We start from the raw sequence: 25,363 nt of genomic DNA, 5'->3' as shown, positions 1-25,363 counted from the left end.
ACACGGCGTTTTTTTATACTTTTTTTTAATGATTCTTCTAAAAATGAGTATAATTGAATAACTATTCAATTAACTTTAAGTGGAAAATATAAGAAAAACAAAAAACGATGATTTTTACTACAATTCAGTAAAAATCATCGTTTTTAATTTAAGGTAGTACATTTTATGTCACTATCTATTTAATAAAGGCTATTTGGTTATAAAGTTAAATCATAGGCGCATTAATTTTTAGCTTTCCAAAATTTACCGTCTGGCGACTTAAGTTTTTCAATTTTTTGTTGGATTGCTAACTTTTTTAGCTCTTTATTCATTAGTTTTTCTGGCCACTCATATATTGTTAGTAACTCTTCTTTAGTAACTAATTGTTGTTGTTGAATATATTCTTCAAGACTTGGTGGTAATTCTTTTTCAATTGTTGAACCAATGAGTTCGTTAATAATATAAGTATAAATATGGTAAGGATATAATCCTTCTACTTTTAATCCTTCTTCGTGCACATCCTCGCTAAAGAACACGAGGGAAGGAGCTTCTTCAATTTCCATTTCTCGTGCGATATGCAAATCTACTTGTAAACTATCTTTTAAACAGTTACTTTGCAAATCTTCTTTAAAAACTTCGTAGTCTAATCCTGCGTTACTGATACAATTATTAACCATCGATTCTGTAATAATATCTCGCTTGGGTATAATCTCATTTTGTACAAGGTGTATAAAACGCTCTGCACGTATGCGTCCCTGAAGTTCAGCGGCTTTATATGCGAGTGCGATATTATCTAAATCAGATGTACTTTGCGCTTGGCATTTTGTCAAAACGCGTAATGAAGGATTCAATATATGTCTAATACTTATATATTGTTTATACTCAATGCGTAATTTAGAAAGGATTGCAGATAATTTAAAACATTCCTTGCTGAATGGATCAAAAAAGGAATAAATTTCTATCTTACTAACAGGTGAAAGATTTACATCTTCACGACTATTGGGTTGTATTAATCTTAATTCTTCAGTCATGTCTATTCCACCTACAATTAATTTTCGGAATTAACCATGTGATTCGCTGTTAAACGTAATCTCTCGTATAAATAATCACCGACACCTTCGGGAAAATCAGCATGCTGTAAAGCTTTATACATATTTTCTAGCCAAGCATCGCGTTCATGATTTGTTATAATAAAATCTAAATGACGTCTTTTCAACATTGGATGACCATGTTCTTGTGTATAAAGATTTGGACCACCTAAGAATTGTGTTAAAAATTGTTTTTGTTTTCTACTTGTTTCTGCAAAATCTCCAGGAAACAAGTGATTAATTCTACTATCTTGTTCTACTAAATAATAAAAGTAATCAATCATATCATATAAGGCTTTTTGGCCAATGATTTCATATGGTGTTTGCGTCATAATATCACCGTATCCTGTTAATATAATACTAATATAACATGAATTTTTACATTTGGAAGTAATTCGACTTCTTACAATTGCATGTGATTAATTATGATATAAATTTGATTTACGATTAAAAAATCTTTGTACTTTATTAGCTGGAATTTCATGTTTCATATCAAATTTTTCAAGGATTGATTTAAATTGAATTAAACCTTCATCATAATCTTCTACTTCGTATTCTAATTCAAAATCTTCAAAATCTAAGTAAGTACTTTTATCAAGTACAAGTAAGTTTCCATTTATTTCTTTTTCTAAGCGTTCAGTTTTAAGTGAACCAAGAATAATTAATTCAGTTAAATTGATATCCATTTTTGTAAGCTGTTCTGCAATTTCAGAAGGCAACGATTGTTTTGGAATAGTCTTGTTTAATTCAGGAACGACATGTGTTTCAAAATTGTATTCAGTTAGGCCGACTTCAGCTGGTATTTTCAATGTCATCTCCAAGTAGTCATCTTTCACACGAATTCTCAAAGCTGATTTATGATCTTTTAGATCAAAGTCTGGCGTATCAATATAGAAATTTGTTTGTTTAAAAGGTTCAATTTCGTTGAAATAGGTTTTATGAATAACATTGTATTGACTTTCTGTTAACAATTGTTTGAATTCAATCTCGTTATTTGTTGCCACTATAATCTCTCCTTCTGGTGCGTATATTCATTTATTTTAAAACACTTTTTATTTAATTTAAATTGAACTGCATTTATGATTACATAAATAGTTGAAATTGATGATTTGATGTTGGTATAACATTATGTTGTAACGTGTTATGTAGTATGAAATTATGTTAAAATAATGAAGAATAAGGAGGAACAAGCATGCGTATTTATGTGAATGAAATTAAAATTACAGAAGATAGCATTAATTGCTATACAGAACAATCCACAGAAGGTTTACAAGAAGCAGGACAAATGCTTGTTGATAGTGATAATTACAGCTTTGCATACATTTTAGACGACGGACAAAACTATTCTTACTTGATATTTGTTCAAGAAACGTGGTCTATGCTGCATGAAAACAAAGGCAAAAAAATTATCGTTAATGACGACTTAGAATTAAAACAATTCGAAAATGAGTTTAATTACATACTGGATAACATTCAAGGTAATTCAAATTATGGTAAGGAGTTTGTTTCCGTTGTAGAGGATATTTTCGAATTAGATTGAAGCGGAGTGAGGCACAATGAATCAATGGGATCAGTTTTTATCTCCATATAAACAAGCAGTAGACGAATTGAAAATTAAATTAAAAGGGCTTAGAAAACAATATGAAGTAGAAGATAATGCATCTCCTATAGAATTTGTAACAGGGCGAGTCAAACCCATGACAAGCATTATTGATAAGGCGAATAAACGTCAAATTTCTTTTGATCGCTTACATGAAGAAATGTATGACATTGCAGGTTTGCGTTTAATGTGTCAATTTGTTGATGATATTGATATTGTGGTTAATTTATTAAGGCAGCGTCAAGATTTTAAAGTTGTAGAAGAACGGGATTACATTAGTAATACCAAACAAAGTGGGTATCGTTCATTCCATGTCATTATTGAATATCCTATTGAAACATTAAATGGAGAAAAGAAAATATTGGCAGAGATTCAAATTAGAACGTTAGCTATGAACTTTTGGGCAACGATAGAACATACTTTGAGATATAAATATGATGGAGATTATCCACCGGAGATACAACATCGATTGGAAAGAGCTGCAGAAGCGGCATTTTTGCTAGATGAAGAAATGTCAGAAATTAAAGAAGAAATTCAAGAAGCTCAGAAATATTATTCTAAAAAGCGTGCGAAAAAGCATAATAATGACTAGGGGATGTTACGATGCGTTATACGATTTTATCTAAAGGTGATTCAAAATCGAATGCTTTAAAACATAAAATGATTAACCATATGAAAGATTTTCAGATGGTTGAAGACCCAGATAATCCAGAAATCGTCATTTCTGTTGGGGGAGATGGAACTCTGTTACAAGCTTTTCATCAGTATAGTCATATGCTATCTCGCTGTGCGTTTGTAGGGGTTCATACAGGGCATTTAGGTTTTTATGCTGATTGGGTGCCACATGAAGTTGAAAAACTCATAATTGAAATTAATAACTCTGAATTCCAAGTCATTGAATATCCTTTGTTAGAGATTATTGTGCGTTATAATGATAATGGATACGAGACGCGACATTTAGCATTAAATGAAGCTACTATGAAAACTGAAAATGGCTCTACTTTAGTTGTTGATGTGAATATTAGAGGTAACCAATTTGAACGCTTCAGAGGTGATGGTTTGTGTATTTCTACACCATCAGGTTCTACAGCATACAATAAGGCATTAGGTGGCGCATTGATACATCCCTCATTAGAAGCGATGCAAATTGCTGAAATTGCATCAATAAACAATCGGGTATTTAGAACTGTGGGTTCTCCTTTAGTATTACCCAAACACCATACGTGTTTAATAACCCCAGTTAATCATGATACTATTTTAACAACGATTGACCATGTTAGTATAAAACACAAAAATGTTAATGCGATACAATATCGCGTAGCCAATGAAAAGATTAGATTCGCTAGATTTAGACCGTTTCCGTTTTGGAAAAGAGTACATGACTCCTTCATTTCAAGTGGAGATGATGAGTAATGAAATTTACTTATACAATACAACGGCCAGAAATGGTTCGCACATTTTTACAACAACAAGCATTTTCTAAACGGACGATAAGCGCCATTAAGCATAATGGCGCTTTATTAGTTAATGGACAACCAGTTACAGTCAGAAAGCAATTAGCTATAAATGATAATTTAGAAGTTTTTTTAAGTGATGAAACACCAAGTTCTAACTTAATACCATATAACGATGCGTTAAATATCTTATATGAAGATTCATATTTAATTATTGTATCGAAATCTGCCCAACAAAATTGTGCACCTTCTAGAGATCATTTACATTTTAGTTTAGTAGAGCAAGTGTTGGGTTATTTTAATGGTAGAAAGTTATCGTTGACCCCACATATTGTTACGCGTTTAGACCGTAATACTTCGGGAATTGTTGTGTTGGCAAAGCATGGATTTATTCATCATTTAATGAGCCAAATTAAAATCGATAAAAAATATTTATGTATTTGTCAGGGTCTATTAGACGGTGAAGGTTTAATTGATGCTCCTATTGCAAGACATCCAGATAGTATTATCCAGCGTCAAGTCAGTAGCCTAGGAAAGTCCTCACAGACTAAATATAAAGCACTTGAACATACGAATAATCATACTTTATGTGAAGTGAGTTTGCTAACAGGAAGAACACATCAAATACGCGTGCATTTTCAATATATTGGTCATCCTTTAGTAGGTGATGACTTATATGGCGGTAAAGATGAAACTTATCATCATCAATTATTACGTTGTATTCAAATATCATTTATTCACCCAATCAAAAAGCAAAAAATTATAATAAACGATAGATATGACGCGATTGAAACTATATTTAATATGATATAATTTAAAAGAACTATGGAGGTGGGGCTAATGGCTAATGAAAAAGAATCAATTACATTAGAGGACGAGCAAGTATATGATAAAGTATTGCTAGATGATTTGTTGATTAATAATCATATTGACGAATTTAGAGATGAATTCCTATCTATGCATACATATGAACAAAGTGAATACTTTGAAGATAGTGATGAAGATATACGACAACGTATCTTTGAAGTACTATCACCAGAAGAAGTTGCCGATTTCTTTGAACAATTAGAAATCGATGAAGATGAATACGAAGCATTGTTTGATACGATGGATGCTAATTATGCTAGTAAGATTTTAGAAGACATGTCTTACGATAATGCTGTAGATATCATGAATCAGTTGTCTAAACAAAAAACAGTTAGTCTCCTCACACTAATGAAGCGTGAAGATGCTAAAGAAATTAAAGCATTATTACATTACGATGAAGATACTGCCGGTGGTATCATGACTACCGAATATATCTCATTGAAAGCAACAATGCCTGTAAAAGAAGCGCTTATTCATGTCAAAGAACAGGCCCCTAATGCAGAAACGATTTATGTTATTTTTGCAGTGAATGATGATAAACAATTAGCCGGCGTGCTCTCACTTAGAGATTTAATTGTAGCCGAAAATGATGCTTACATCGAAGATATCATGAGTGAGCGTGTTATTAGTGCAAATGCAGCCGATGACCAAGAAGATGTTGCCCAAAAAATGAGAGACTATGATTTCATTGCGATGCCAGTTGTCGACTATCAAGACCATTTACTTGGTATAATCACAATCGATGATATTTTAGACGTTATGGACGAAGAAGCAAGTGAAGACTACTCTCGTTTAGCCGGTGTCTCAGACGTCGATGCTACAAATGATTCTGTAATTAAAACTGCAAGAAAAAGGTTGCCATGGTTGATTATACTTACATTCTTAGGAATGATTACTGCGACCATTTTAGGGTCGTTTGAAGACACATTATCAAAAGTTGCATTATTAGCTGCATTTATTCCAATTATTAGCGGGATGTCCGGAAATTCGGGCACGCAATCGCTTGCCGTTTCTGTTCGTAATATTTCAACAGGTGAAATTGATGAACAAAGTAAATTTAAAGTCGCATTAAGAGAAACTGGTAGTGGATTTTTAAGTGGGTTGGTCTGTGCAATTTTGTTATTTATCATTATTATGGTCTTATACGGCCAACCAATCTTAGCAACTATTGTAGGCAGTAGTTTAACAATCGCGATGACAGTAGGTACATTAGTAGGTTCAATGATTCCGTTAGTGATGAACAAATTAAAAATTGACCCTGCAGTTGCAAGTGGTCCGTTTATCACTACAATTAATGATATTGTCAGTATGTTGATTTATTTTGGTTTAGCAACATCATTTATGTCTTATTTAACATAAGGGGGTTATATGGAATTTGTATCACTTGTTGTCGTAGTTTTAGCGGCATTTCTTACACCAATATTAGTCAATAGACTAAGGATTACATTTTTACCTATAGTAGTAGCTGAAATATTAATGGGTATTATTATAGGCCATTCTTTTTTGAATATAGTCGAACGTGATTCAATACTTAATATATTATCAACTTTAGGTTTTATATTCTTAATGTTTTTGAGTGGTTTAGAAATTGATTTTAAAGCTTTTAAAAAAGATAAAAGTTCAACTAAAAAAGAAGAAAAAGTTAAAAAGCAAGAGCCAGGTCATTTACAGCTTGCCTTAGTTGTATTTATGTTTATTATGATTATATCTATTGTCTTTGCATACATGTTCAAATGGTTCGGCCTAATTGATGATGTCTTATTAATGGTTATTATTATATCTACGATTTCATTAGGTGTCGTTGTACCGACATTAAAAGAAATGAATATCATGCGTACGACAATCGGACAATTTATCTTGTTAGTCGCTGTACTAGCAGACTTAGTAACAATGATCTTATTAACAGCATATGGTACGTTACATGCTTCAGGCAATACATCGTTGTGGTTAATCGGTAGTTTAGTGGTATTTACAATTGTTTTTTACTTATTAGGTGGTTTCTTCAAGAAAGCACAATTCTTACAAAAACTAATGGATGGTACGACTCAAATCGGTATACGTGCTGTGTTTGCACTTATTCTATTGTTAGTAGCTTTAGCTGAAGGTGTTGGAGCAGAAAATATTTTAGGCGCATTTTTAGCGGGAGTTGTAGTTTCTCTTCTTAATCCAGATGAGGATATGGTTGAAAAGTTAGATTCATTTGGATATGGATTCTTTATTCCAATCTTCTTTATCATGGTTGGTGTAGATTTAAATATACCAGAGTTGATTAAGGAACCAGCATTATTGCTGATTATCCCGTTTTTAATACTCGCTTTTCTAATATCTAAATTGATACCAGTATTTTATATACGTAGATGGTTTGATATGAAAACTACAATTTCTTCTGCATTTTTACTAACATCTACATTATCATTAGTTATTGCTTCTGCTAAAATTGCTGAACAACTTGGCACAATTTCACCAGAAATATCTGGTATTTTGATATTAAGTGCTGTTATCACTTGTGTATTTGTACCTATTATCTTTAAGAAAATGTTCCCAATGCCAGACGAAGCGACAAGACAAATTGAAGTTAGTTTGATAGGGAAGAACCAATTAACCATCCCTATTGCTCAAAATTTATCTTCACAACTGTACCAAGTTTCACTTTATTATCGAAATGATTTAAGTGATAAACGTAAATTATCTGATGCAATTTCAATGGTTGAAATTGCAGATTATGAAGAAGGATTACTTGAGCGCCTCGGCTTATTTAAGCGTAATATTGTTGTATGTTCGACAAACGATGATGATATTAATCGCAAAGTAGCATTAATGGCAAAAGCTCATGGTGTAAAACGAGTTATTTGTAGGTTAGAATCTAGTTCTAATGACGAATCTCTGCAAAGAGAAGGTATTGAAGTGTTTAGTAGCTATATGAGTAATAAGATTTTATTAAAAGGCTTAATAGAAACACCTAATATGCTTAACTTGTTAAGTAATGTCGAAACATCATTATATGAAATTGCGATGTTAAATCATCAATATGACCAGATTCAACTACGTAATTTCCCATTCGATGGAGATATTATCTTTGTTCGTATTATTAGAAATAATGAATCTATTGTACCACATGGAGATACCCAACTACGATACAGAGACCGCGTTATCGTTACAGGTTCTAAAGAATATGTTGACGAATTGAAACGTGAATTAGAGTTTTATTATTAAAATACGTATGACAGTAAATGATACTCTAATCTCATATCGTTTAACTAATCATATATTTAATATTTAAAAGCGAAGGCTGAGGCATATCATATAGAAATGTCTCAGCTTTTGTTATATTAAAATAGAATTTAAAACAAGTATTTTGTGCTACTCCATGTAAAATTTGATATCAATGTATATTTGAATTTTTTTATCATCATCCTTATAGGATGATGATTTAACTTTAGCTATGTAAACGCATAAAAAGTTCAATTGATATTAAAATAAATTGTTTATTCATTATAACCAATGTTAAAATAAAGAATGTTGATATTGGTATCGAATAAAAAAGTAAATATCTGTGTCATCTGAATTCGAACCAGTTAAAAATGAAAATTTAAATAAAGGAGTTATTTTCATGTTAAATTTAGAAAACAAAACTTTCGTCATTATGGGTATTGCAAACAAACGTAGTATTGGTTTTGGCGTAGCTAAAGTATTGGACCAACTTGGTGCAAAATTAGTATTTACATACCGTAAAGACCGTAGTAAAAAAGAATTAGAAAAATTAATTGAACAATTAAATCAAGAAACTCATCATATGTATCAAATTGATGTTCAAAGTGATGAAGATGTAGTAAATGGTTTTGCTAAAATTGGAGAAGAAGTTGGCAATATAGATGGCGTTTACCATTCAATTGCATTTGCAAATATGGAAGATTTACGTGGTCGCTTTATTGATACATCACGTGATGGTTTCTTATTAGCACAAGATATTAGTTCTTATTCATTGACACTTGTATCACGTGAAGCCAAAAAACTTATGCCTGAAGGCGGTAGTATTGTAGCTACAACTTATTTAGGTGGCGAATTCGCAGTTCAAAATTACAATGTAATGGGTGTTGCGAAAGCAAGTTTAGAGGCAAATGTACGTTATTTAGCATTAGATTTAGGACAAGAAAATATCCGTGTTAACGCGATTTCAGCTGGACCTATCCGTACATTGAGTGCAAAAGGTGTAGGCGGATTTAATTCAATTTTAAATGAAATCACAGAACGTGCACCATTAAAACGTAATGTTGATCAAGAAGAAGTTGGTAAAACTGCAGCTTATCTATTAAGTGATTTTTCAAGTGGTGTTACCGGAGAAAATATTCATGTAGATAGCGGTTATCATATCGTTAAATAATATTGTAAAACCTCAAAGTCAATATAACTACTGTTTAATTTATATATTATAATATTGGCAGTGATTTGGGGCGACGCTTGTGAAAAGAACACTAGCCGAACACTATAGGTTAAGATGGTATTCGTAGAAAACGTGTAAAAAAACTGCCAACAAAGTTCGGGACTTTGTCGACAGTCTAAAACCTCTGATACTTGGTATCAGAGGTTTTTTGTATTTATAAATTGAGATTGGGAGATGTATTGATTACAATCTCAATTTATAAAATTAAAGCACCTAGACAAATTGACTAAGTGCTTTAATAAATGTGTCTCAATTTAAACACTGATGTATTATCTAAGCTATTCTTTAACATCGCTATTAGCTTTTTCGATAATTTGCTGTCTGTATTGGAAAACATTACGCACAATCGTTTTAATTACTGCATAAAGTGGCACAGCTACAAGTATTAGGGCAAAACCACCGAGATTACCCGCAGCTAAGATGACAACAATGATTGTTAATGGGTGAATATTTAAAGATTTGCCCATAACATTTGGTGTAATAACGTTACCTTCTAATTGTTGAGCAACTAATGTGATAATACATACCCATATAAATGTAGTTGGACTTTGAATAATTCCGATAATGGCTGCTGGAGCAAATGCCATCCATGGCCCAAGGAATGGAATCATATTAGCTACACAGGCAAACATAACTAATAATAATGTATAATTCAAACCAATAATTGAATAACCGATATATAAAATGATACCTAAAATAATACTAACTGTTACTTGACCTTGAATATAAGACTGTACTGTATGATTTAAATCTTTCAATAAATCAACAATAAAAACTTTTCTATCGCCTTTAAATAGCTTAGCAATAAAAGGTATAAAACGTTCATGGTCTTTTAACATATAGATTAAGAAAAATGGCACCATGATAAGTAAAAATAGTGTTGAGATAAATGAAGTTAAATAACTAAATGAATTAGATAATATATCTGCAGTACTATCACTCATAGATTGAACCATTTTATTTATTCTATCTGTTACATCAGCAGGTAATCTCTCCATTTGATCTAAAGCAAAATTGATAATATATTGAATTTCATGTTGTAATGCTGGAATTTGATTGATTAAGTTTTCAATTTGCTCTGCAATAGGTGGTGCGATAAACCTAATAATGATACCTATAATGATAAATAAAGCGATAAAGATAATTGTAATACTAGCCCAACGTGGGACTTTGTTTTTTTCTAGTATTTTTTGAAAAGGTAAGCAAATATAGAACAAGAAGCCACTTAATAACAATGGTAATAATACCGATTGAATAATAATTACAAAAGGTAAAAATACACTATGGACTTCCATAACTAATTTGATTAGTAAAAACAGGATTAATAATGCAATACCTGTTCTAAACCAAACCTTATTTAGCATAGGACAGTTCCTCCTAAATTCTTTTTTTAGTACTATTTAGTATATCTCAAATATACAAAGAACAAAAGATGAAAATAGAATTCAATAATTTCTGTTGTGCAATTATAAAAAAATAGAAAGTTATACCTATGAATAAGAATAATTTGTGTTAAATAGTGTAAAACTATTTGTGTATTAGAATAAAGTAATCTGAAATATTTAATATAAATTTAGAAATACAATATATAAATTGTGAAAAAGATAACTCAATGAATACGTTGCACGGAATATTATATATGTGTATAATAATGAAAAATATATCATTTCACATAATGGTACAACAAGGGGGATACATTATGTTAGAGGGGTTACTTACGTGGTTGTATGATATTGTTTGGAGCAAACCTTTGGTTTATGGTTTATTGCTTACAGGAGTGTTATTTTCATTTATGATGCGCTTTTTCCAAATTAGGCATTTTAAAGAAATGATACGCTTGATGTTTCAAGGGGAAAAATCGCCGACTGGTATATCTAGTTTCCAAGCAATTGCTTTATCTTTAGCAGGTAGAGTAGGTACTGGTAATATTGTAGGTGTTTCAACGGCTATATTTATTGGGGGTCCTGGTGCTATATTTTGGATGTGGGCATCGGCATTTTTAGGCGCAGGTAGTGCATTTATTGAATCAACACTTGGACAAATTTATAAGCGTGAAGAGAAAGGGCAATATCGAGGCGGTCCAGCATTCTATATTGAGTACGGTATTAAGGGAAAACTAGGAAAGATATATGGTTTAATATTTGCAATCGTTACTGTTATATCAGTTGGGCTATTATTACCAGGTGTGCAGTCTAATGCTATTTCAAGCTCAATGAAAAATGCATTCAGTTTAGAACCTTGGATAGTAGCAATATTCTTGGCGATCTTAATTGGTTTAATCATATTTGGAGGTATAAAGTGGATTGCAAATGCAGCAACTGCAGTAGTTCCATTTATGGCAATTGCGTACATATTAATGGCAGTTATAATTATATTTATCAATATCGAACAAGTTCCTGCTCTAATTGCTTTAATATTTAAATCAGCATTTGGTTTTGAAGCAGCTTTTGGTGGTATTGTAGGGGCTATGATTGAAATTGGTGTTAAAAGAGGACTATATTCAAACGAAGCAGGACAAGGTACAGGTCCACATGCTGCATCGGCAGCAGAAGTATCTCATCCAGCTAAACAAGGATTAGTGCAATCGTTTTCAGTTTATATAGATACATTATTTGTTTGTACAGCAACTGCGTTAATTATTTTACTTTCGGGTACATATAATGTTACTGATGGCGGTTCAATGTCAGACGGTAAAGCGAGTATGATTAAAGACAATGGTATATTTGTAGAAATGTCCAATGGTGACAAAGATTATTCAGGTACAGCAATGTATGCACAAGCTGGTATTGATAAAGCCTTCCAGGGTAGTGGTTATCACTTTGATCCGACATTTTCAGGATTTGGATCATACTTTATTGCAATTGCATTATTCTTCTTTGCCTTTACAACAATATTGGCATACTATTATATTGCTGAAACCAATATTACGTACTTAACTAGAAGAAGTTCGAAGAAAACCACTTTTATATATATTAATATTATAAGAATCGTTCTAATTTTAGCTACAGTATATGGTGCAGTTAAAACTGCAGATTTGGCGTGGATGATGGGTGATTTGGGTGTAGGTATGATGGCATGGTTAAATATTATTGCCATTTGGATACTACATAAGCCAGCAATCAATGCTCTGAAAGATTATGAAAAGCAAAAGAAAAAACTTGGATCAGGTAAACGCGCCATTTACAGACCAGATCCTAGTAAAGTACCGAATGCTATTTTCTGGCTGAAAGATTACCCACAGCGACTGAAAGAAGAAAAAATTGATGATTAACATATCATTCAATTTGTAAAAAGTAAGTTGAAATATTTTAAAATCATGCGTCTCTTGGTACAATGTCTATAAGACTACTAGGGGGCGCATGATTTATGTATGACTTTCAACCAGGCAATATCAATAAGATTGATTTTCCTAGCGAGATTTTAGATAGAGATGTGACATTATCTATCTATTTACCTAAGGATTTTACAGAATTATTTAAATATAAAGTTGTTTTTTGCTTTGATGGGGCAGACTTTTTTGCTTTTGGCAGAATCCATCGTACTTATGAAAAGTTAAGAGAAACCAATGAAATTGAGCGAGCAATTTTTGTAGGTTTTCATTATGAAGATGTTGATAAAAGAAGAGCAGAATTTCATCCACAGGGCGCTCGTACACCGTTGACTGTGAAAGCTATGGCTAATGAAATACTACCGTTTATAGATAAGACATTTCCAACGTTTAAAGTAGGCAATGCTCGTGTTCTATTAGGTGATAGTTTAGCTGGTAGTGCTGCATTAATTACTGCGTTATCATATCCGCGTGTATTTAGTCAGGTGGGATTATTAAGTCCGCAACATGATGAAGCAATCCAGACATTAATTGAACGTTGCCAATTTAAAGAGCAGCTATCAATTTGGCATGCTGTAGGATTAGAAGAAAATGATTTCAAGTTACCGACTACAGGTAAAACTGCAGATTTTTTAACGCCAAATCGAGAATTAAATTCAATTATTAAAGCAAATGATTTTACGTATCACTATTTAGAATTTGAAGGTGGTCATAGATGGAAGTCATGGCAATATTTACTTGATGAAATGTTAAAATATTTTTTATCTGATAATATTTCATTTTAATATTCTGAAATTAATTGACTTTAGAGTAACGAATTTTTCAGAAATTTGCTATAATGTAATTATGTTAAACAAAGGAGGAATTTAAATGATTTTAGGATTGGCATTAATTCCGTCAAAAGCATTTCAAGATGAAGTGAATGCATATCGTAAGCGTTATGATGCTCATTATGCATCTATTATGCCGCATATTACGATAAAGGGGCAATTTAAAATAAACGATGGTGATTTAGAGTCTGTAAAAGAGACAATTAAATCAAGAATCGAAGGCATTCCAACGGTTGATGTTCATGCAACAAAAGCATCTAATTTTGCGCCGATAACAAATGTTATTTATTTTAAAGTTGAAAAAACAGAAACTTTAGAAAACTTATTTAATCAATTTAATAAAGGCGATTTTTATGGGGTTGCAGATCATTCGTTTGTACCACATTTTACTATTGCCCAAGGATTGACGAGTCAAGAATTTGAAGATATTTATGGACAATTGAAGCTAGCGGGGATTGACTACAAAGAAACTATTGAGCAACTTTCTTTAGTTTATTACGATGAAAAAGAAGATAAATGGAAAGTTTTAGAAAACTTTAATTTAGCATAAACGTGTTCCATTTTGATGATTGTCTGAACGCACCATGATTAGACATAAGAAGATATAGAGTTGGGAGAGCATAAACACGCCCCTCCCAAATAAGAGAGAGCTAATCAATTTAGGTTGGCTCTCTTTTATATTTTAAAATAGTATGATGTTGTAGCACATACACTTCTAGGCATGAGCTATGTAAAAATTTCATGAAAATAAAAACGTCAATTTCTATAAGTTTTTAATAGAAATTGACGTTTTTTTAACTATATATTTTATGTCTGATGTACTGAAATGTTTGAGTTATGATAACTCATGCATACATTTATATTTGAGTTTGGTTAATATTGTTTCGCAATAATAACTTAAGTATGGCTGATAAAACTTTTCTATAAACATTAAAGCTTCTGAACGCTTTAAACTTGTTTTTTACGTTTGATAAAATAGATGCCGTAAAAGACAGCTAGGAATAAGAACACAAAAGCTGAAAAGTAAAATGTGTTATTTACTGAATTTGAAAACTCAGTGATTAAACCACCGACAAGCGGACCGACCATAGATCCGAAGCCTTGCACACTATTGAATACACCCCAAGTTTCTTCTTGTTCATCCAAATGTATATGACTTGCCATGAATGTGTTCCAAGCCGGTAGTAAAATACCATACATGAGGCCAATAAATACTGCTAGTATCCAAACCAATGTAATTTCTGTAATTAGCGATAAAGCAAATATCATGAGTGTGTATAGTACAAAACCACCAAATATTACACTGTACATAAATAATGTGCCATGATTATCAATTATCTTAGATAAGAACAACATTGAAAACGCACAACCAATGCCACCAAATACGATTGCCATCGTATATTCAACTGTTGAAACACCGACCACTTTTGTTGCATATGTAGGTAGTATAGGTACAAGAGCGGTAATTGAAGCACCTTGTAGTAAAATACCTGGAAAAAGAATTAAATGTCGTTTTGTGACATTTACTATTTGACCTAATTGTTGTTTAACAGGGCGAGTATTATAATTTGTGAGTCTAATTTTTACAAAATAATATAATATCCAAGCAATTAATACAACTAGTGACATTAAAAACGCAAATTGTGTCGGATGAAATTTAAATATAATATTCATGCCTACCATACCTACTAGTAGTCCTAGTAACCAAGAGAAGTACACGTAACCCATTTGTTTACCGCGATTCTTTTCATCAACACTTGCTAACATGATTACCCATATAGGGCTTACAGCAATACCTAGTAAGACCGCACTGATAATTAATACTATTGGTGCGGTAGGGAACCAAATAACTAAAAATAAACTAGCAAAAGCAAGTAAAAACCCTAAAGTTAGTACTAATTTGGCACCTAAGCGTTTAAGTAAGAAACCAATAACAAAGTTTGTAGCCGCATCTGAAATGAAATGTATAGAAATAGCGATAGATGTTATACCTACCGCGATTGAGGTTGCTGTTGGAAGTAATGATAAATAACTTAAAATATACATTCCTCGAGCAAATTCCATTAAGAATAAGATTATTAGCATGATTATAAAATTTTTATTTGTACCATAATTATTTAACGAAGAGCTTTGCATATAAAGGAACCTTTCCGTAAACTTCCTCATATCGAGATGAATGATTAAGTAAGTCTAATAAGTCTTTACATAATTTGTATGTTGAATATGGGATTCTAGAAGAATCCATTGCTTGTGACATTGCAGCTAATTTGGCTGGCTCATTTGTTAATGTAGCAACTTGCTCTATTGCTGCCTCAGGTGTAAGCGCTATGCTACCAAAGCCTTTTTCTTCGAAATAAACTGCATTCTCAAGCTCTTGTCCGGGTGCAGGATCTAAGAAAATCATTGGTATTTGACGCGTTAATGCTTCTGAGATCGTGATACCACCTGGTTTTGTAATCATCAAATGACTTGAAGCCATCCACTCATTCATATGTGTGGTGTAACCTAAAATAAGTACGTTATTGTTAGCTTTGAATTGATTCGATAACGAACGTTTTAAATCTTTATTTTTACCACAAATCATAACTACTTGTGCTTGAGGACTTCTGTTTAGAATTTCTTGAATCATTTGGCCGAATCCTTTTGAAACTCCAAATGCACCTGCAGACATTAATATAGTAGGTTTGTTAGGATCTAACTTATTTTTACGTAACCAATCTTCTTCATTAATATCCGCTTCGAATTTATCTGAAATAGGAATTCCTGTTACTTTCAATTTATCTCGAGGAATGCCAATACTTGCAAATTCGTCTTTTAATTCCTCTGTAGCAAGATAATATTTATGTGAATGTGGCGTAATCCAGTTTTTTTGCATGCGATAGTCTGTCATAACTGTTGCAATAGGTATGTTCATATCAAATTGTTCAGTTAGTACAGACATAACTGGTGTTGGAAAAGTTAGTAAAATAAGATCTGGCTTTTCTTTTAAAAGTAAATTCATTAATTTATTAAGTCCATAGTATTTATAGAAACATTTATCTAATTGGTCTGGTTGACTATAGTAAAAAGCTTTATACATATTTCTAAAATATTTAAAACTATTAATGTACCATTTTTTACAAATAGAAGTCAGAATCGGGTGAGCTTCTAAAAATAAATCATGTTCAATAACTGTTAAATTGTCTAGATTCATTTCGTTAAATTGGTTTACTACGCTTTGCGTAACTTGTAAATGACCGTTACCAAAAGATCCAGTAATTATCAGTATTTTTTTATTTTGAGTAACCATTAAGAGCCACCCTCCAATAGTTTATATTTAGCTCAAGGTAATTTTAACGTATTTACTTGAGGTGTGAAAGAAAATACACACAATTAATTTTGATTATATCATTTTACAAACACTTGTGAAATGATTCATACTACATTGGGAAATTAAAATTTAATAAAATAAAGTTGTTATATATCTATATAATACCACTTTTGATAAGACAATAAGCTTATATTCTACAAATAACAAAATATATAGAAAGAATTAATATTTTCACAACATATGGTTAATATTCTTAACCATAAAGATTATAATACCTAGGTAAATAGTGCTTGAGCATAATTAAATGATTAATGAACTAAATACAATAGGAAGAAATTATAAATATCAAATCATTAGATTCTATAAAAACAGTGGGAAATGTGTATAATAGAAGTATTGGAAATAAAGGAGCGATATATGTTGGAAGCAAATGTGTTGTTTGAAAAAATTAGAGTGAAACAAGTTTTCGGCACGTTAGATAGAAATATAACAGATATAACAACAGACTCTCGTACTGCACAGCGAGGTAGTGTATTTGTAGCATCAAAAGGTTATACAGTAGACAGTCATAGATTTTGCCAAGATGTGGTGAATCAGGGATGTGAGGTTATCATCGTTAATCACAAACAACAAATTGTAGGAGACGTAACGCAAGTCGTTGTCCCAGATACTTTACGTGTAGCAAGTTTGTTAGTTAATATGTTATTCGATTATCCAAGTAAGCAACTCGTAACATATGGTGTAACAGGAACAAATGGTAAAACTTCAATCGCTACGATGATACATCATATTTATAGGAAATTAAATAAAGGCAGTGCTTATTTAGGAACAAATGGCTTTCAAATAAATGAAGTTAAATCAAAAGGGGAAAACACAACCCCTGAAACAGTGTTATTAACAAAGAAAATAAATGAAGCAGTTGAAGCAGGCGCTGAATCTATGACCTTAGAAGTATCTAGTCATGGTCTATCTTTAGGTCGTCTTCGTGGTGTGGATTTTGATGTAGCCATTTTTTCAAATTTAACACAAGATCATTTAGATTTTCACGGCACAATGGAGTCCTATGGACATGCTAAATCACTATTATTTAGCCAATTAGGTGAGGATTTATCACAAGATAAATATGTTGTGTTGAATAATGATGATGCTTTTTCAGAATATCTTAGCTCAGTAACACCATATGAAGTGTTCACTTATGGTGTCAATAATGACGCCCAGTTTACAGCGGAACAAATTGAAGAATCATTACAAGGTGTTAAATTCGTTTTTAATACGCCTGAAGGAAAATTTCAGGTGCATTCACCATATGTTGGTTTGTTTAATGTTTCTAACATTATGGCTGCTATGATTGCTGTGTGGAGTAAGGGTATTGAGTTAGGTGAAATTATAAAAGCTGTTGAAAATTTAGAACCTGTAGAAGGAAGATTAGAAGTATTAGATTCTTCACTACCAATTGATCTAATTATAGATTATGCACATACAGCAGATGGAATGGATAAATTAATTGATGCGGTTAAGCCATTCGCCAAACAAAAATTAATTTTCTTATGTGGTATGGCAGGTGAACGTGATTTAACTAAAACACCTGAAATGGGACGTGTAGCATGCCGAGCAGACTACGTTATCTTTACGCCTGATAATCCTGCAGATGATGATCCTAAGAAATTAACACAAGAATTAGCTAAAGGGGCAACGCATGATAACTATATTGAATTTTACGATCGTGCTGATGGCATAAGACATGCTATAGATATTGCTGAGCCAGGGGATACTGTGGTATTAGCTTCTAAAGGTCGAGAACCATATCAAATTATGCCTGGCCACATCAAAGTACCGCATCGTGATGATCTTATTGGATTAGAAGCGGCTTATAAAAAATTTGGTGGAGGTCCTCATGAAGGTTAAAAAAATCAATTTTATTGACGTTCAGGCTAATGTGTATATATATGAAAATGTAGTAAACCAATTATTTCTTATAGCCATTCCTGAAATAAATTGGTCATTAGAAGTAGCATCAACTTTAAACGAAGATGATATGAAAGAGGAACTTGTGATACACTTATTTACATTACTTGATGAGTCAACAGCATCACATCTTGCTGATGACATCGTTAAATGGATATTTGAGAATTAAAGGAGATTATAAATGAATATAAAGGAAGAAGTAGAATCAAGAAAAACCTTTGCGATTATTTCTCACCCAGATGCTGGTAAAACAACATTAACCGAAAAATTATTATTATTTGGTGGTGCAATTAGAGAAGCAGGTACAGTTAAAGGTAAAAAAAGTGGGAAGTTTGCTACAAGTGACTGGATGAAAGTTGAACAGGAACGTGGTATTTCTGTTACTAGTTCGGTAATGCAATTTGATTATGATCATTACAAGATAAACATTTTAGATACACCGGGTCACGAAGATTTTTCTGAAGACACATACAGAACTTTAATGGCTGTTGATAGCGCGGTTATGGTTATTGACTGTGCAAAAGGAATTGAACCACAAACATTAAAACTATTTAAGGTTTGTAAAATGAGAGGCATCCCTATTTTTACGTTTATCAATAAATTGGATAGAGTAGGGAAAGAACCATTTGAATTATTAGATGAAATTGAGTCTACATTAGATATAGAAACATATCCTATGAATTGGCCAATCGGAATGGGGCAAAACTTTTTCGGAATAATTGATAGAGCATCGCATACAATTGAACCGTTTAGAGATGAAGAAAACATCTTACACTTAGATGATGATTACGAACTCAAAGAAGATCACGATATGAAAAACGATAGTGCCTTTGCCCAAGCAATTGATGAGCTTATGTTAGTTGAAGAAGCGGGCGAAAACTTTGATAATGAAGCGTTATTAAACGGTAATTTAACGCCTGTATTCTTTGGTTCGGCATTGGCAAACTTCGGTGTTCAAAATTTCTTGAACGCATACGTTGATCACGCGCCTATGCCAAATGCACGTCAAACAAAAGAAGACATAGAAGTAAGTCCGTTTGATTTAGATTTTTCAGGTTTTATCTTTAAAATCCAAGCGAATATGGATCCGAAACATAGAGATAGAATCGCTTTTATGCGTGTTGTGAGCGGCGCATTTGAACGTGGTATGGATGTTAACTTACAACGAACAAATAAAAAACAAAAAATCACTCGCTCAACGTCATTTATGGCGGACGATAAAGAAACTGTAAATCATGCGGTGGCTGGTGATATTATCGGTCTATATGATACAGGGAATTATCAAATTGGTGATACGCTAGTTGGAGGCAACCAAAAATTTAGTTTCCAAGACTTACCACAATTTACACCTGAATTATTTATGAAAGTATCAGCCAAAAATGTGATGAAGCAAAAACATTTCCATAAAGGTATTGAACAATTAGTTCAAGAAGGCGCAATTCAATATTATAAAGCATTACACACGAATCAAATCATCATCGGTGCTGTCGGACAGTTACAGTTCGAAGTATTCGAACATCGTTTGAAAAATGAATATAATGTGGATGTTGTTATGGAGCCGGTTGGTCAAAAAATTGCTCGCTGGATAGAAAACGAAGAAGACATCAAAGATAAGATGAGTTCTACACGTTCTATTCTAGTGAAAGATGTATATGATAATTATGTATTTTTATTTGAAAATGAGTTTGCCACAAGATGGTTTGAAGAGAAATTCCCAGAAATTAAATTATATGGATTGTTATAAATTTTGTTTTTGTGTATAATAACCATATTAATAGAATACCTATGACTATGTAGTCAGAGGGGAGTAACTTAACTAAAGTTAAATTGATATATGAAGCATGCAAGTATTGTCTAGATGTAGCTGAATGCATATTGATATATTCTTTTTAACTTAGTCATTTTTATCGTCATTACGAAGTATAATACTTCCGGTAAGATGGGCAGAAATAAAACTGTCGAGTGAGACCTTTGCTAACAGTGTATATTATCTATGAATTGTATTTAATTTACTTTATGTTTTTTAAAATACGGTGAATAGTTTTCGTATGCATTGACTTAGCTTAGGTCTCTATTTTTATGTAAAAAACTAAAGGAGATGTCCTATATGGATCCGAGTTTGATTTTACCTTACCTATGGGTGTTAGTAGTACTCGTATTTTTAGAAGGTTTATTAGCTGCAGATAATGCAGTTGTAATGGCAGTAATGGTTAAACATTTACCACCCGAACAACGTAAAAAAGCACTGTTTTATGGTTTGCTTGGTGCTTTTGTATTCCGTTTCTTATCCTTATTCTTAATTAGTGTGATTGCACATTTCTGGTGGATACAAGCACTAGGTGCCTTATACTTGCTATATATGTCTATACGAAATTTGATATCCTTCTTTAAGGAAAGTGACCATGATAAGAACGATGGCAGTGATGATCATCACTTTGATGAATCTGGAGAAGAGATACATGCAAGTGCTAAATCATTTTGGGGCACAGTGTTAAAAGTAGAATTTGCCGATATCGCTTTTGCAATTGACTCAATGCTTGCGGCACTAGCTATAGCCGTTACTTTACCGACAGTGGGTATACATTTTGGCGGTATGGATTTAGGTCAATTTATTGTTATGTTCCTAGGTGGTATGCTAGGTGTTGTTATTATGCGTTTTGCTGCAACATGGTTTGTAAATCTATTGAATAAATATCCAGGTTTAGAAGGTGCAGCATTTGCGATTGTTGGTTGGGTAGGTGTCAAATTAGTTGTTATGGTGCTTGCTCATCCTGATATTGGCGTTTTAGATGAGCATTTCCCACATAGCGCTTTATGGCAGTCAATCTTCTGGTCGATTATGATCTTATTAGTGATTATCGGATGGTTAGGTTCTGTTCGTAAAAATAAACAGCAAGAAAAGTAAAATTGATTAAAAATTAACGAATTAACTTTTTAATATACTCCTTCTAAAGTGGACACTATAAAAGTGGAAATTTTGGAAGGAGTTTATATATATATATTAATATAAAATTAAAGACGTCTTAATGATAGAAATATATACTTAAAGTGCTTATAATCACTTATATATAGTAATAAAATAAAAATAAAGCAGAAATATTTTATGTGATATGTCATAATAGAAGTTAAAGAAACATGCAGTTTTAGGGGGCGTTATGGTGAAAGATAATAAAAAACATGTAATCCCAAAAGAAAAATACGGCCGTAAAAGACGCGAGTATTTTCATAATGAAGAACGGGAACAACGTGTACAATTTGAGCGTAAAGCAAGAAAACAACGTGCAGAAAAAGCAGAAGAGTTAGCCAAAAATAATGAAGAACGTGTGAAAGAGAATTTGAGAAAAGCACGCATCGAGAAACTGACTCAGGAAGAAATTCAACAGCAACAACAAGTTATGAAAGAACGTAGCAATAACAGTGGTATTACAAGTGGTCAAAATCAAATTGATGAATCATATAAAGGAGGGCAACAAAAAGAAACAAATGCTAAAGATAAATCAGCAAAAACGGCTGAAACAACTTTGAATGATACTAAATCAACTGCAAAGCATTCAAATGCTAAAGTGGAGCATAATAAAGAAGCTACACACGATTATTCAGAAAGAAAAGATGAGTTGAAAAATGCACAAGACGACCATTTTTATTCTGAAGAAGCGCAACAATCACGTGTCAATAACTATATAGAGGACGAAAATGAAAGTAAATCACAACAGCATATCGGTATTAGCAACGAATCAAAACATCAAAGAAAAATGGCTTCCCAACACAATGATAATCAACCGCAGTCATTTACGGATAGAGTTAAGTGCTTTTTTATAGAACAATGGGCACAAATATTAATCGTTGTTGCAGTTATATTATTGTTGATTTTAATTCAAGCAATCTTTAGTAATGTAGATAATAATGGGAATAGAAAAGATTATGTATTTCAAAATAATAGTGATAAAGACAAAACTTATACTGCTACAATGAAAAGTGCAAATAGTGCAATTCATTCAGTTGTAACAGTAGAAAATGATACAAGTAATGATTCATCATCTGCAGAGAAAGAGACACAGGAAGCAGGTAAAGAAAACGAATTAGGTTCAGGTGTCGTCTACAAAAAAGTAGGCGACTCTATTTTTATCATGACGAACGCACATGTTGTTGGTGATAAAAAAGAACAAAAGATTACATACGGTAATAATGACTATTCAATAGGTAAAGTGATTGGAGCAGATAAATTTTCGGATATCGCAGTCATCAAAGCAAAAGTGAAATCTGATAGCGACGTGAAAGCCATTAAAATGGGAGATTCAAGTACATTAGTACTAGGCGAACCTATTATTGTGGTAGGTAATCCTTTAGGTGTTGATTTTAAAGGCAGTGTCTCAGAAGGTATTGTGTCAGGGTTAAATCGACATGTGCCAGTAGATATTGATAAAGACGATAAGTTCGATGTACTAATGAGTGCGTTCCAGATGGATGCACCTGTAAATCCAGGTAATTCTGGTGGTGGGGTAATTGATAAAAATGGTAAGTTAGTTGGTATAGCATCATTGAAAATTGACATGGATAATGTGGAAGGTATTGCCTTTGCTATCCCAGTCAATGACGCAGAATCAATTGCAAAACAACTTGAAGCTAAAGGTGAAGTAATATATCCTAATACTGGTGTAGAGCTAGCTAATATTGCAGATATTGATGATACGACAAGACAATCTATCAACTTACCTGATGATGTGAAAAATGGTGTATTGATAGGAAATGTCAAAGCTAATTCTATTGGAGAAAAATCTGGGTTGCAAAAAAATGATGTAATAGTAGAATTAGATGGTAAAGAAGTAGAAGATAATCTTAGATATAGACAAATCATATTTAGTCATAAAGATGATTTGAAAACACTAACTGCAAAAGTATATAGAGATGGAAAAGTACAAGATATTAACATTAAATTGAAGTAGCGTTGGGGTGAATAAACGTTGTCCATTTTCAATCAATTATTTAAAAAATCAAGCCCTCAACAAGGTATTGTGATGTATTATATTATAGCAATTATCGTAGCGTTTTTATTGCTGAATTTGCCTTTTGTTCATAAACCAGGTATAAAGGTGGATCCGATAGATTCACTATTTGTTGCTGTTTCTGGTGTAAGTGTTACAGGTCTTTCTCCAGTTAATATAGTTGAAACTTATACAACATTTGGTCAAATCATTATTATGATTATCCTTAATATTGGTGGCATTGGCGTAATGGCAATAGGAACCATGTTATGGGTAGTGTTAGGGAAGCATATAGGTATGCGCGAACGCCAATTGATTATGTTAGATAATAACAAAGACACAATGAGCGGTACAGTTAAACTTATTTTAGATATTGTACGTACGATTTTAATTATTGAAGTGGTTGGTGCAGCACTTTTGGCTTTCTATTTCTATAGAGATACACCGGACTTACAATATGCCATTATGCAAGGATTCTTCGTTGCGGTATCTGCTACGACAAATGGTGGCTTAGACATAACAGGTCAATCATTAATACCATATGCAAATGATTATTTTGTACAAACGATTGTAATGTTTTTGATTATTTTAGGCTCAATTGGTTTTCCAGTTTTGATTGAAGTGAAAGCTTATATTAAAAATAGGATTCCTAATTTTAGGTTTTCATTATTTGCAAAAATTACAACTGTTACATATTTAGTTTTATTTGTGTTCGGTGTGATTATGATTTTATTGTTGGAATATAATCATGCATTCCAAAATATGAGTTGGCATAAGTCGTTATTTTATGCATTTTTCCAATCTGCAACTACTAGAAGTGCTGGGTTGCAGACCATTGATGTTAGCCATTTTGGTGAAGGTACGAATGTTATTATGAGTATTTTAATGTTTATTGGTTCATCTCCAAGTTCAGTAGGTGGGGGAATCAGAACAACAACATTTGCTATTTTAATACTATTCCTATTTAACTTTAGTAATAATACAGAAAAATTATCAATTAAAGCATTTAATCGTGAAATTCATACGACTGATGTTCAACGTTCATTTGCAGTATTTACGATGGCAGGAATATTAACCTTTGCAAGTATGATTTTTATACTTGTTGTGGAGAATGGAAAAATAACATTTTTACAAGCATTTTTTGAAGTGATGTCAGCATTCGGAACTTGTGGTTTATCTTTAGGCGTAACAGGTGATGTTAATGATATGTCGAAAACAGCACTTATGATATTGATGTTTATCGGTCGTGTCGGATTAATTAGTTTCATCATTATGATTGGTGGGCGTCGTGAACCAGATAAATATCATTATCCAAAAGAGCGTGTACAGATTGGTTAATGATATTGAAATAAGTAGCGTTATATAATAATTATTAGTATGGGAGTCCGGGGCATAGTTATATGCTTCGGACCTTTTTAGCGTCACTCTCAATTTATTGAGATAGTGACGCTTACACATGAGCAAAAGCTCAGGTGAACGAAGTATCACTCTCAATTTATTGAGATAATGACGCTTACAC

22 protein-coding genes are annotated in these 25,363 nt (G+C 32.4%); 16 read left to right on the top strand and 6 right to left on the bottom strand.

All coding sequences use genetic code 11. The features are described 5' to 3' along the window. Positions 1–221: 221 nt before the first annotated feature. From yjbH to LG295_RS09845, 3 genes are all read right to left on the bottom strand, one after another. Positions 222–1,010, bottom strand: a complete 789-nt coding sequence (gene yjbH, locus LG295_RS09855) for a protease adaptor protein YjbH (protein ID WP_017722303.1) — start codon at positions 1,008–1,010, stop codon at positions 222–224. Between the two features lie 17 nt (positions 1,011–1,027). Then, entirely contained in the window at positions 1,028–1,399 is a 372-nt protein-coding gene (locus LG295_RS09850; protein WP_107531287.1) for a truncated hemoglobin YjbI, read from the bottom strand. An 87-nt stretch (positions 1,400–1,486) separates the two neighbouring features. Beyond that, on the bottom strand, positions 1,487–2,071 hold the full coding sequence (locus tag LG295_RS09845) for a CYTH domain-containing protein (protein ID WP_107531288.1): 585 nt from the start codon (positions 2,069–2,071) through the stop codon (positions 1,487–1,489). 188 nt (positions 2,072–2,259) lie between these two features. Between LG295_RS09845 and LG295_RS09840 the strand changes: the two genes are divergently transcribed. From LG295_RS09840 to fabI, 7 genes are all read left to right on the top strand, one after another. Next, entirely contained in the window at positions 2,260–2,607 is a 348-nt protein-coding gene (locus LG295_RS09840) for a hypothetical protein (RefSeq protein ID WP_017722300.1), read from the top strand. A 16-nt stretch (positions 2,608–2,623) separates the two neighbouring features. Next, positions 2,624–3,259, top strand: coding sequence for a GTP pyrophosphokinase family protein (locus LG295_RS09835; protein WP_017722299.1), 636 nt, complete (start codon positions 2,624–2,626; stop codon positions 3,257–3,259). Between the two features lie 11 nt (positions 3,260–3,270). Further along, positions 3,271–4,080: an NAD kinase gene (locus tag LG295_RS09830; protein WP_017722298.1), complete on the top strand. Its 810-nt coding sequence runs from the start codon at positions 3,271–3,273 to the stop codon at positions 4,078–4,080. Further along, positions 4,080–4,934 carry an RluA family pseudouridine synthase gene (locus LG295_RS09825; protein ID WP_107531291.1) on the top strand — a complete coding sequence of 285 codons (855 nt, stop codon included), beginning with the start codon at positions 4,080–4,082 and terminating at the stop codon, positions 4,932–4,934. The genes LG295_RS09830 and LG295_RS09825 overlap by 1 nt, the downstream gene beginning before the upstream one ends. 27 nt (positions 4,935–4,961) lie before the next feature. Beyond that, a complete protein-coding gene (mgtE, locus tag LG295_RS09820) occupies positions 4,962–6,347 on the top strand; it encodes a magnesium transporter (protein ID WP_107531292.1) in 1,386 nt (461 codons plus the stop codon). Positions 6,348–6,356: 9 nt separating this feature from the next. Beyond that, positions 6,357–8,201, top strand: coding sequence for a monovalent cation:proton antiporter family protein (locus LG295_RS09815; protein ID WP_404475800.1), 1,845 nt, complete (start codon positions 6,357–6,359; stop codon positions 8,199–8,201). Between the two features lie 397 nt (positions 8,202–8,598). After that, complete coding sequence (gene fabI, locus LG295_RS09810) at positions 8,599–9,369, top strand: enoyl-ACP reductase FabI (RefSeq protein WP_107531294.1); 771 nt, start codon at positions 8,599–8,601, stop codon at positions 9,367–9,369. A 338-nt stretch (positions 9,370–9,707) separates the two neighbouring features. Here the strand turns inward: fabI and cozEa are convergent, their stop codons facing one another. Next, entirely contained in the window at positions 9,708–10,793 is a 1,086-nt protein-coding gene (gene cozEa, locus LG295_RS09805) for a lipoteichoic acid biosynthesis protein CozEa (RefSeq protein WP_107531295.1), read from the bottom strand. A 335-nt stretch (positions 10,794–11,128) separates the two neighbouring features. Between cozEa and LG295_RS09800 the strand changes: the two genes are divergently transcribed. The 3 genes from LG295_RS09800 to LG295_RS09790 all read left to right on the top strand — a co-directional run bounded on the left by LG295_RS09800 (position 11,129) and on the right by LG295_RS09790 (position 14,137). After that, positions 11,129–12,700 carry a sodium:alanine symporter family protein gene (locus LG295_RS09800; protein ID WP_107531960.1) on the top strand — a complete coding sequence of 524 codons (1,572 nt, stop codon included), beginning with the start codon at positions 11,129–11,131 and terminating at the stop codon, positions 12,698–12,700. 95 nt (positions 12,701–12,795) lie between these two features. Continuing rightward, positions 12,796–13,542 (top strand): alpha/beta hydrolase-fold protein, encoded by a 747-nt coding sequence (locus tag LG295_RS09795; protein ID WP_326020469.1) that lies wholly within the window; start codon positions 12,796–12,798, stop codon positions 13,540–13,542. Positions 13,543–13,627: 85 nt separating this feature from the next. Further along, positions 13,628–14,137 (top strand): YjcG family protein, encoded by a 510-nt coding sequence (locus LG295_RS09790; RefSeq protein ID WP_017722290.1) that lies wholly within the window; start codon positions 13,628–13,630, stop codon positions 14,135–14,137. Between the two features lie 398 nt (positions 14,138–14,535). Here the strand turns inward: LG295_RS09790 and ltaA are convergent, their stop codons facing one another. Together ltaA and LG295_RS09780 are read right to left on the bottom strand one after the other, a co-directional pair. After that, a complete protein-coding gene (gene ltaA / locus LG295_RS09785; RefSeq protein ID WP_107531509.1) occupies positions 14,536–15,723 on the bottom strand; it encodes a lipoteichoic acid biosynthesis MFS flippase LtaA in 1,188 nt (395 codons plus the stop codon). After that, positions 15,701–16,876, bottom strand: a complete 1,176-nt coding sequence (locus LG295_RS09780) for a diglucosyl diacylglycerol synthase (RefSeq protein ID WP_107531510.1) — start codon at positions 16,874–16,876, stop codon at positions 15,701–15,703. The genes ltaA and LG295_RS09780 overlap by 23 nt, the downstream gene beginning before the upstream one ends. A gap of 441 nt (positions 16,877–17,317) precedes the next feature. Here LG295_RS09780 and LG295_RS09775 point away from each other — a divergent pair, with 441 nt between their 5' ends. From LG295_RS09775 to LG295_RS09750, 6 genes are all read left to right on the top strand, one after another. Next, positions 17,318–18,802, top strand: coding sequence for a UDP-N-acetylmuramoyl-L-alanyl-D-glutamate--L-lysine ligase (locus tag LG295_RS09775; RefSeq protein WP_107531519.1), 1,485 nt, complete (start codon positions 17,318–17,320; stop codon positions 18,800–18,802). After that, positions 18,792–19,031, top strand: a complete 240-nt coding sequence (locus tag LG295_RS09770) for a YueH family protein (RefSeq protein ID WP_325999598.1) — start codon at positions 18,792–18,794, stop codon at positions 19,029–19,031. The genes LG295_RS09775 and LG295_RS09770 overlap by 11 nt, the downstream gene beginning before the upstream one ends. 12 nt (positions 19,032–19,043) lie before the next feature. Further along, a complete protein-coding gene (locus tag LG295_RS09765; protein WP_107531512.1) occupies positions 19,044–20,606 on the top strand; it encodes a peptide chain release factor 3 in 1,563 nt (520 codons plus the stop codon). Positions 20,607–20,969: 363 nt separating this feature from the next. Then, entirely contained in the window at positions 20,970–21,767 is a 798-nt protein-coding gene (locus LG295_RS09760) for a TerC family protein (protein WP_107531513.1), read from the top strand. A 253-nt stretch (positions 21,768–22,020) separates the two neighbouring features. Continuing rightward, entirely contained in the window at positions 22,021–23,805 is a 1,785-nt protein-coding gene (locus LG295_RS09755) for a trypsin-like peptidase domain-containing protein (protein ID WP_325999600.1), read from the top strand. Between the two features lie 18 nt (positions 23,806–23,823). Further along, positions 23,824–25,182, top strand: a complete 1,359-nt coding sequence (locus LG295_RS09750) for a TrkH family potassium uptake protein (protein ID WP_107531514.1) — start codon at positions 23,824–23,826, stop codon at positions 25,180–25,182. The last annotated feature ends 181 nt before the right edge of the window (positions 25,183–25,363 follow it).

It is taken from the genome of Staphylococcus pseudoxylosus (assembly GCF_044794325.1).
Taxonomy (GTDB): Bacteria; Bacillota; Bacilli; order Staphylococcales; family Staphylococcaceae; genus Staphylococcus; species Staphylococcus pseudoxylosus.
Note: the sequence above shows the minus strand (reverse complement) of the source record. Positions and strands in the feature narration are given on the sequence as shown.

Excerpts from the sequence above, each read along its gene's own strand:
- yjbH (WP_017722303.1), bottom strand. The coding sequence starts at position 1,010 with ATGACTGAAGAATTAAGATTAATACAACCCAATAGTCGTGAAGATGTA.
- LG295_RS09850 (WP_107531287.1), bottom strand. The coding sequence starts at position 1,399 with ATGACGCAAACACCATATGAAATCATTGGCCAAAAAGCCTTATATGAT.
- LG295_RS09840 (WP_017722300.1), top strand. The coding sequence starts at position 2,260 with ATGCGTATTTATGTGAATGAAATTAAAATTACAGAAGATAGCATTAAT.
- LG295_RS09835 (WP_017722299.1), top strand. The coding sequence starts at position 2,624 with ATGAATCAATGGGATCAGTTTTTATCTCCATATAAACAAGCAGTAGAC.
- LG295_RS09830 (WP_017722298.1), top strand. The coding sequence starts at position 3,271 with ATGCGTTATACGATTTTATCTAAAGGTGATTCAAAATCGAATGCTTTA.
- LG295_RS09825 (WP_107531291.1), top strand. The coding sequence starts at position 4,080 with ATGAAATTTACTTATACAATACAACGGCCAGAAATGGTTCGCACATTT.
- mgtE (WP_107531292.1), top strand. The coding sequence starts at position 4,962 with ATGGCTAATGAAAAAGAATCAATTACATTAGAGGACGAGCAAGTATAT.
- LG295_RS09815 (WP_404475800.1), top strand. The coding sequence starts at position 6,357 with ATGGAATTTGTATCACTTGTTGTCGTAGTTTTAGCGGCATTTCTTACA.
- fabI (WP_107531294.1), top strand. The coding sequence starts at position 8,599 with ATGTTAAATTTAGAAAACAAAACTTTCGTCATTATGGGTATTGCAAAC.
- cozEa (WP_107531295.1), bottom strand. The coding sequence starts at position 10,793 with ATGCTAAATAAGGTTTGGTTTAGAACAGGTATTGCATTATTAATCCTG.
- LG295_RS09800 (WP_107531960.1), top strand. The coding sequence starts at position 11,129 with ATGTTAGAGGGGTTACTTACGTGGTTGTATGATATTGTTTGGAGCAAA.
- LG295_RS09795 (WP_326020469.1), top strand. The coding sequence starts at position 12,796 with ATGTATGACTTTCAACCAGGCAATATCAATAAGATTGATTTTCCTAGC.
- LG295_RS09790 (WP_017722290.1), top strand. The coding sequence starts at position 13,628 with ATGATTTTAGGATTGGCATTAATTCCGTCAAAAGCATTTCAAGATGAA.
- ltaA (WP_107531509.1), bottom strand. The coding sequence starts at position 15,723 with ATGCAAAGCTCTTCGTTAAATAATTATGGTACAAATAAAAATTTTATA.
- LG295_RS09780 (WP_107531510.1), bottom strand. The coding sequence starts at position 16,876 with ATGGTTACTCAAAATAAAAAAATACTGATAATTACTGGATCTTTTGGT.
- LG295_RS09770 (WP_325999598.1), top strand. The coding sequence starts at position 18,792 with ATGAAGGTTAAAAAAATCAATTTTATTGACGTTCAGGCTAATGTGTAT.
- LG295_RS09765 (WP_107531512.1), top strand. The coding sequence starts at position 19,044 with ATGAATATAAAGGAAGAAGTAGAATCAAGAAAAACCTTTGCGATTATT.
- LG295_RS09760 (WP_107531513.1), top strand. The coding sequence starts at position 20,970 with ATGGATCCGAGTTTGATTTTACCTTACCTATGGGTGTTAGTAGTACTC.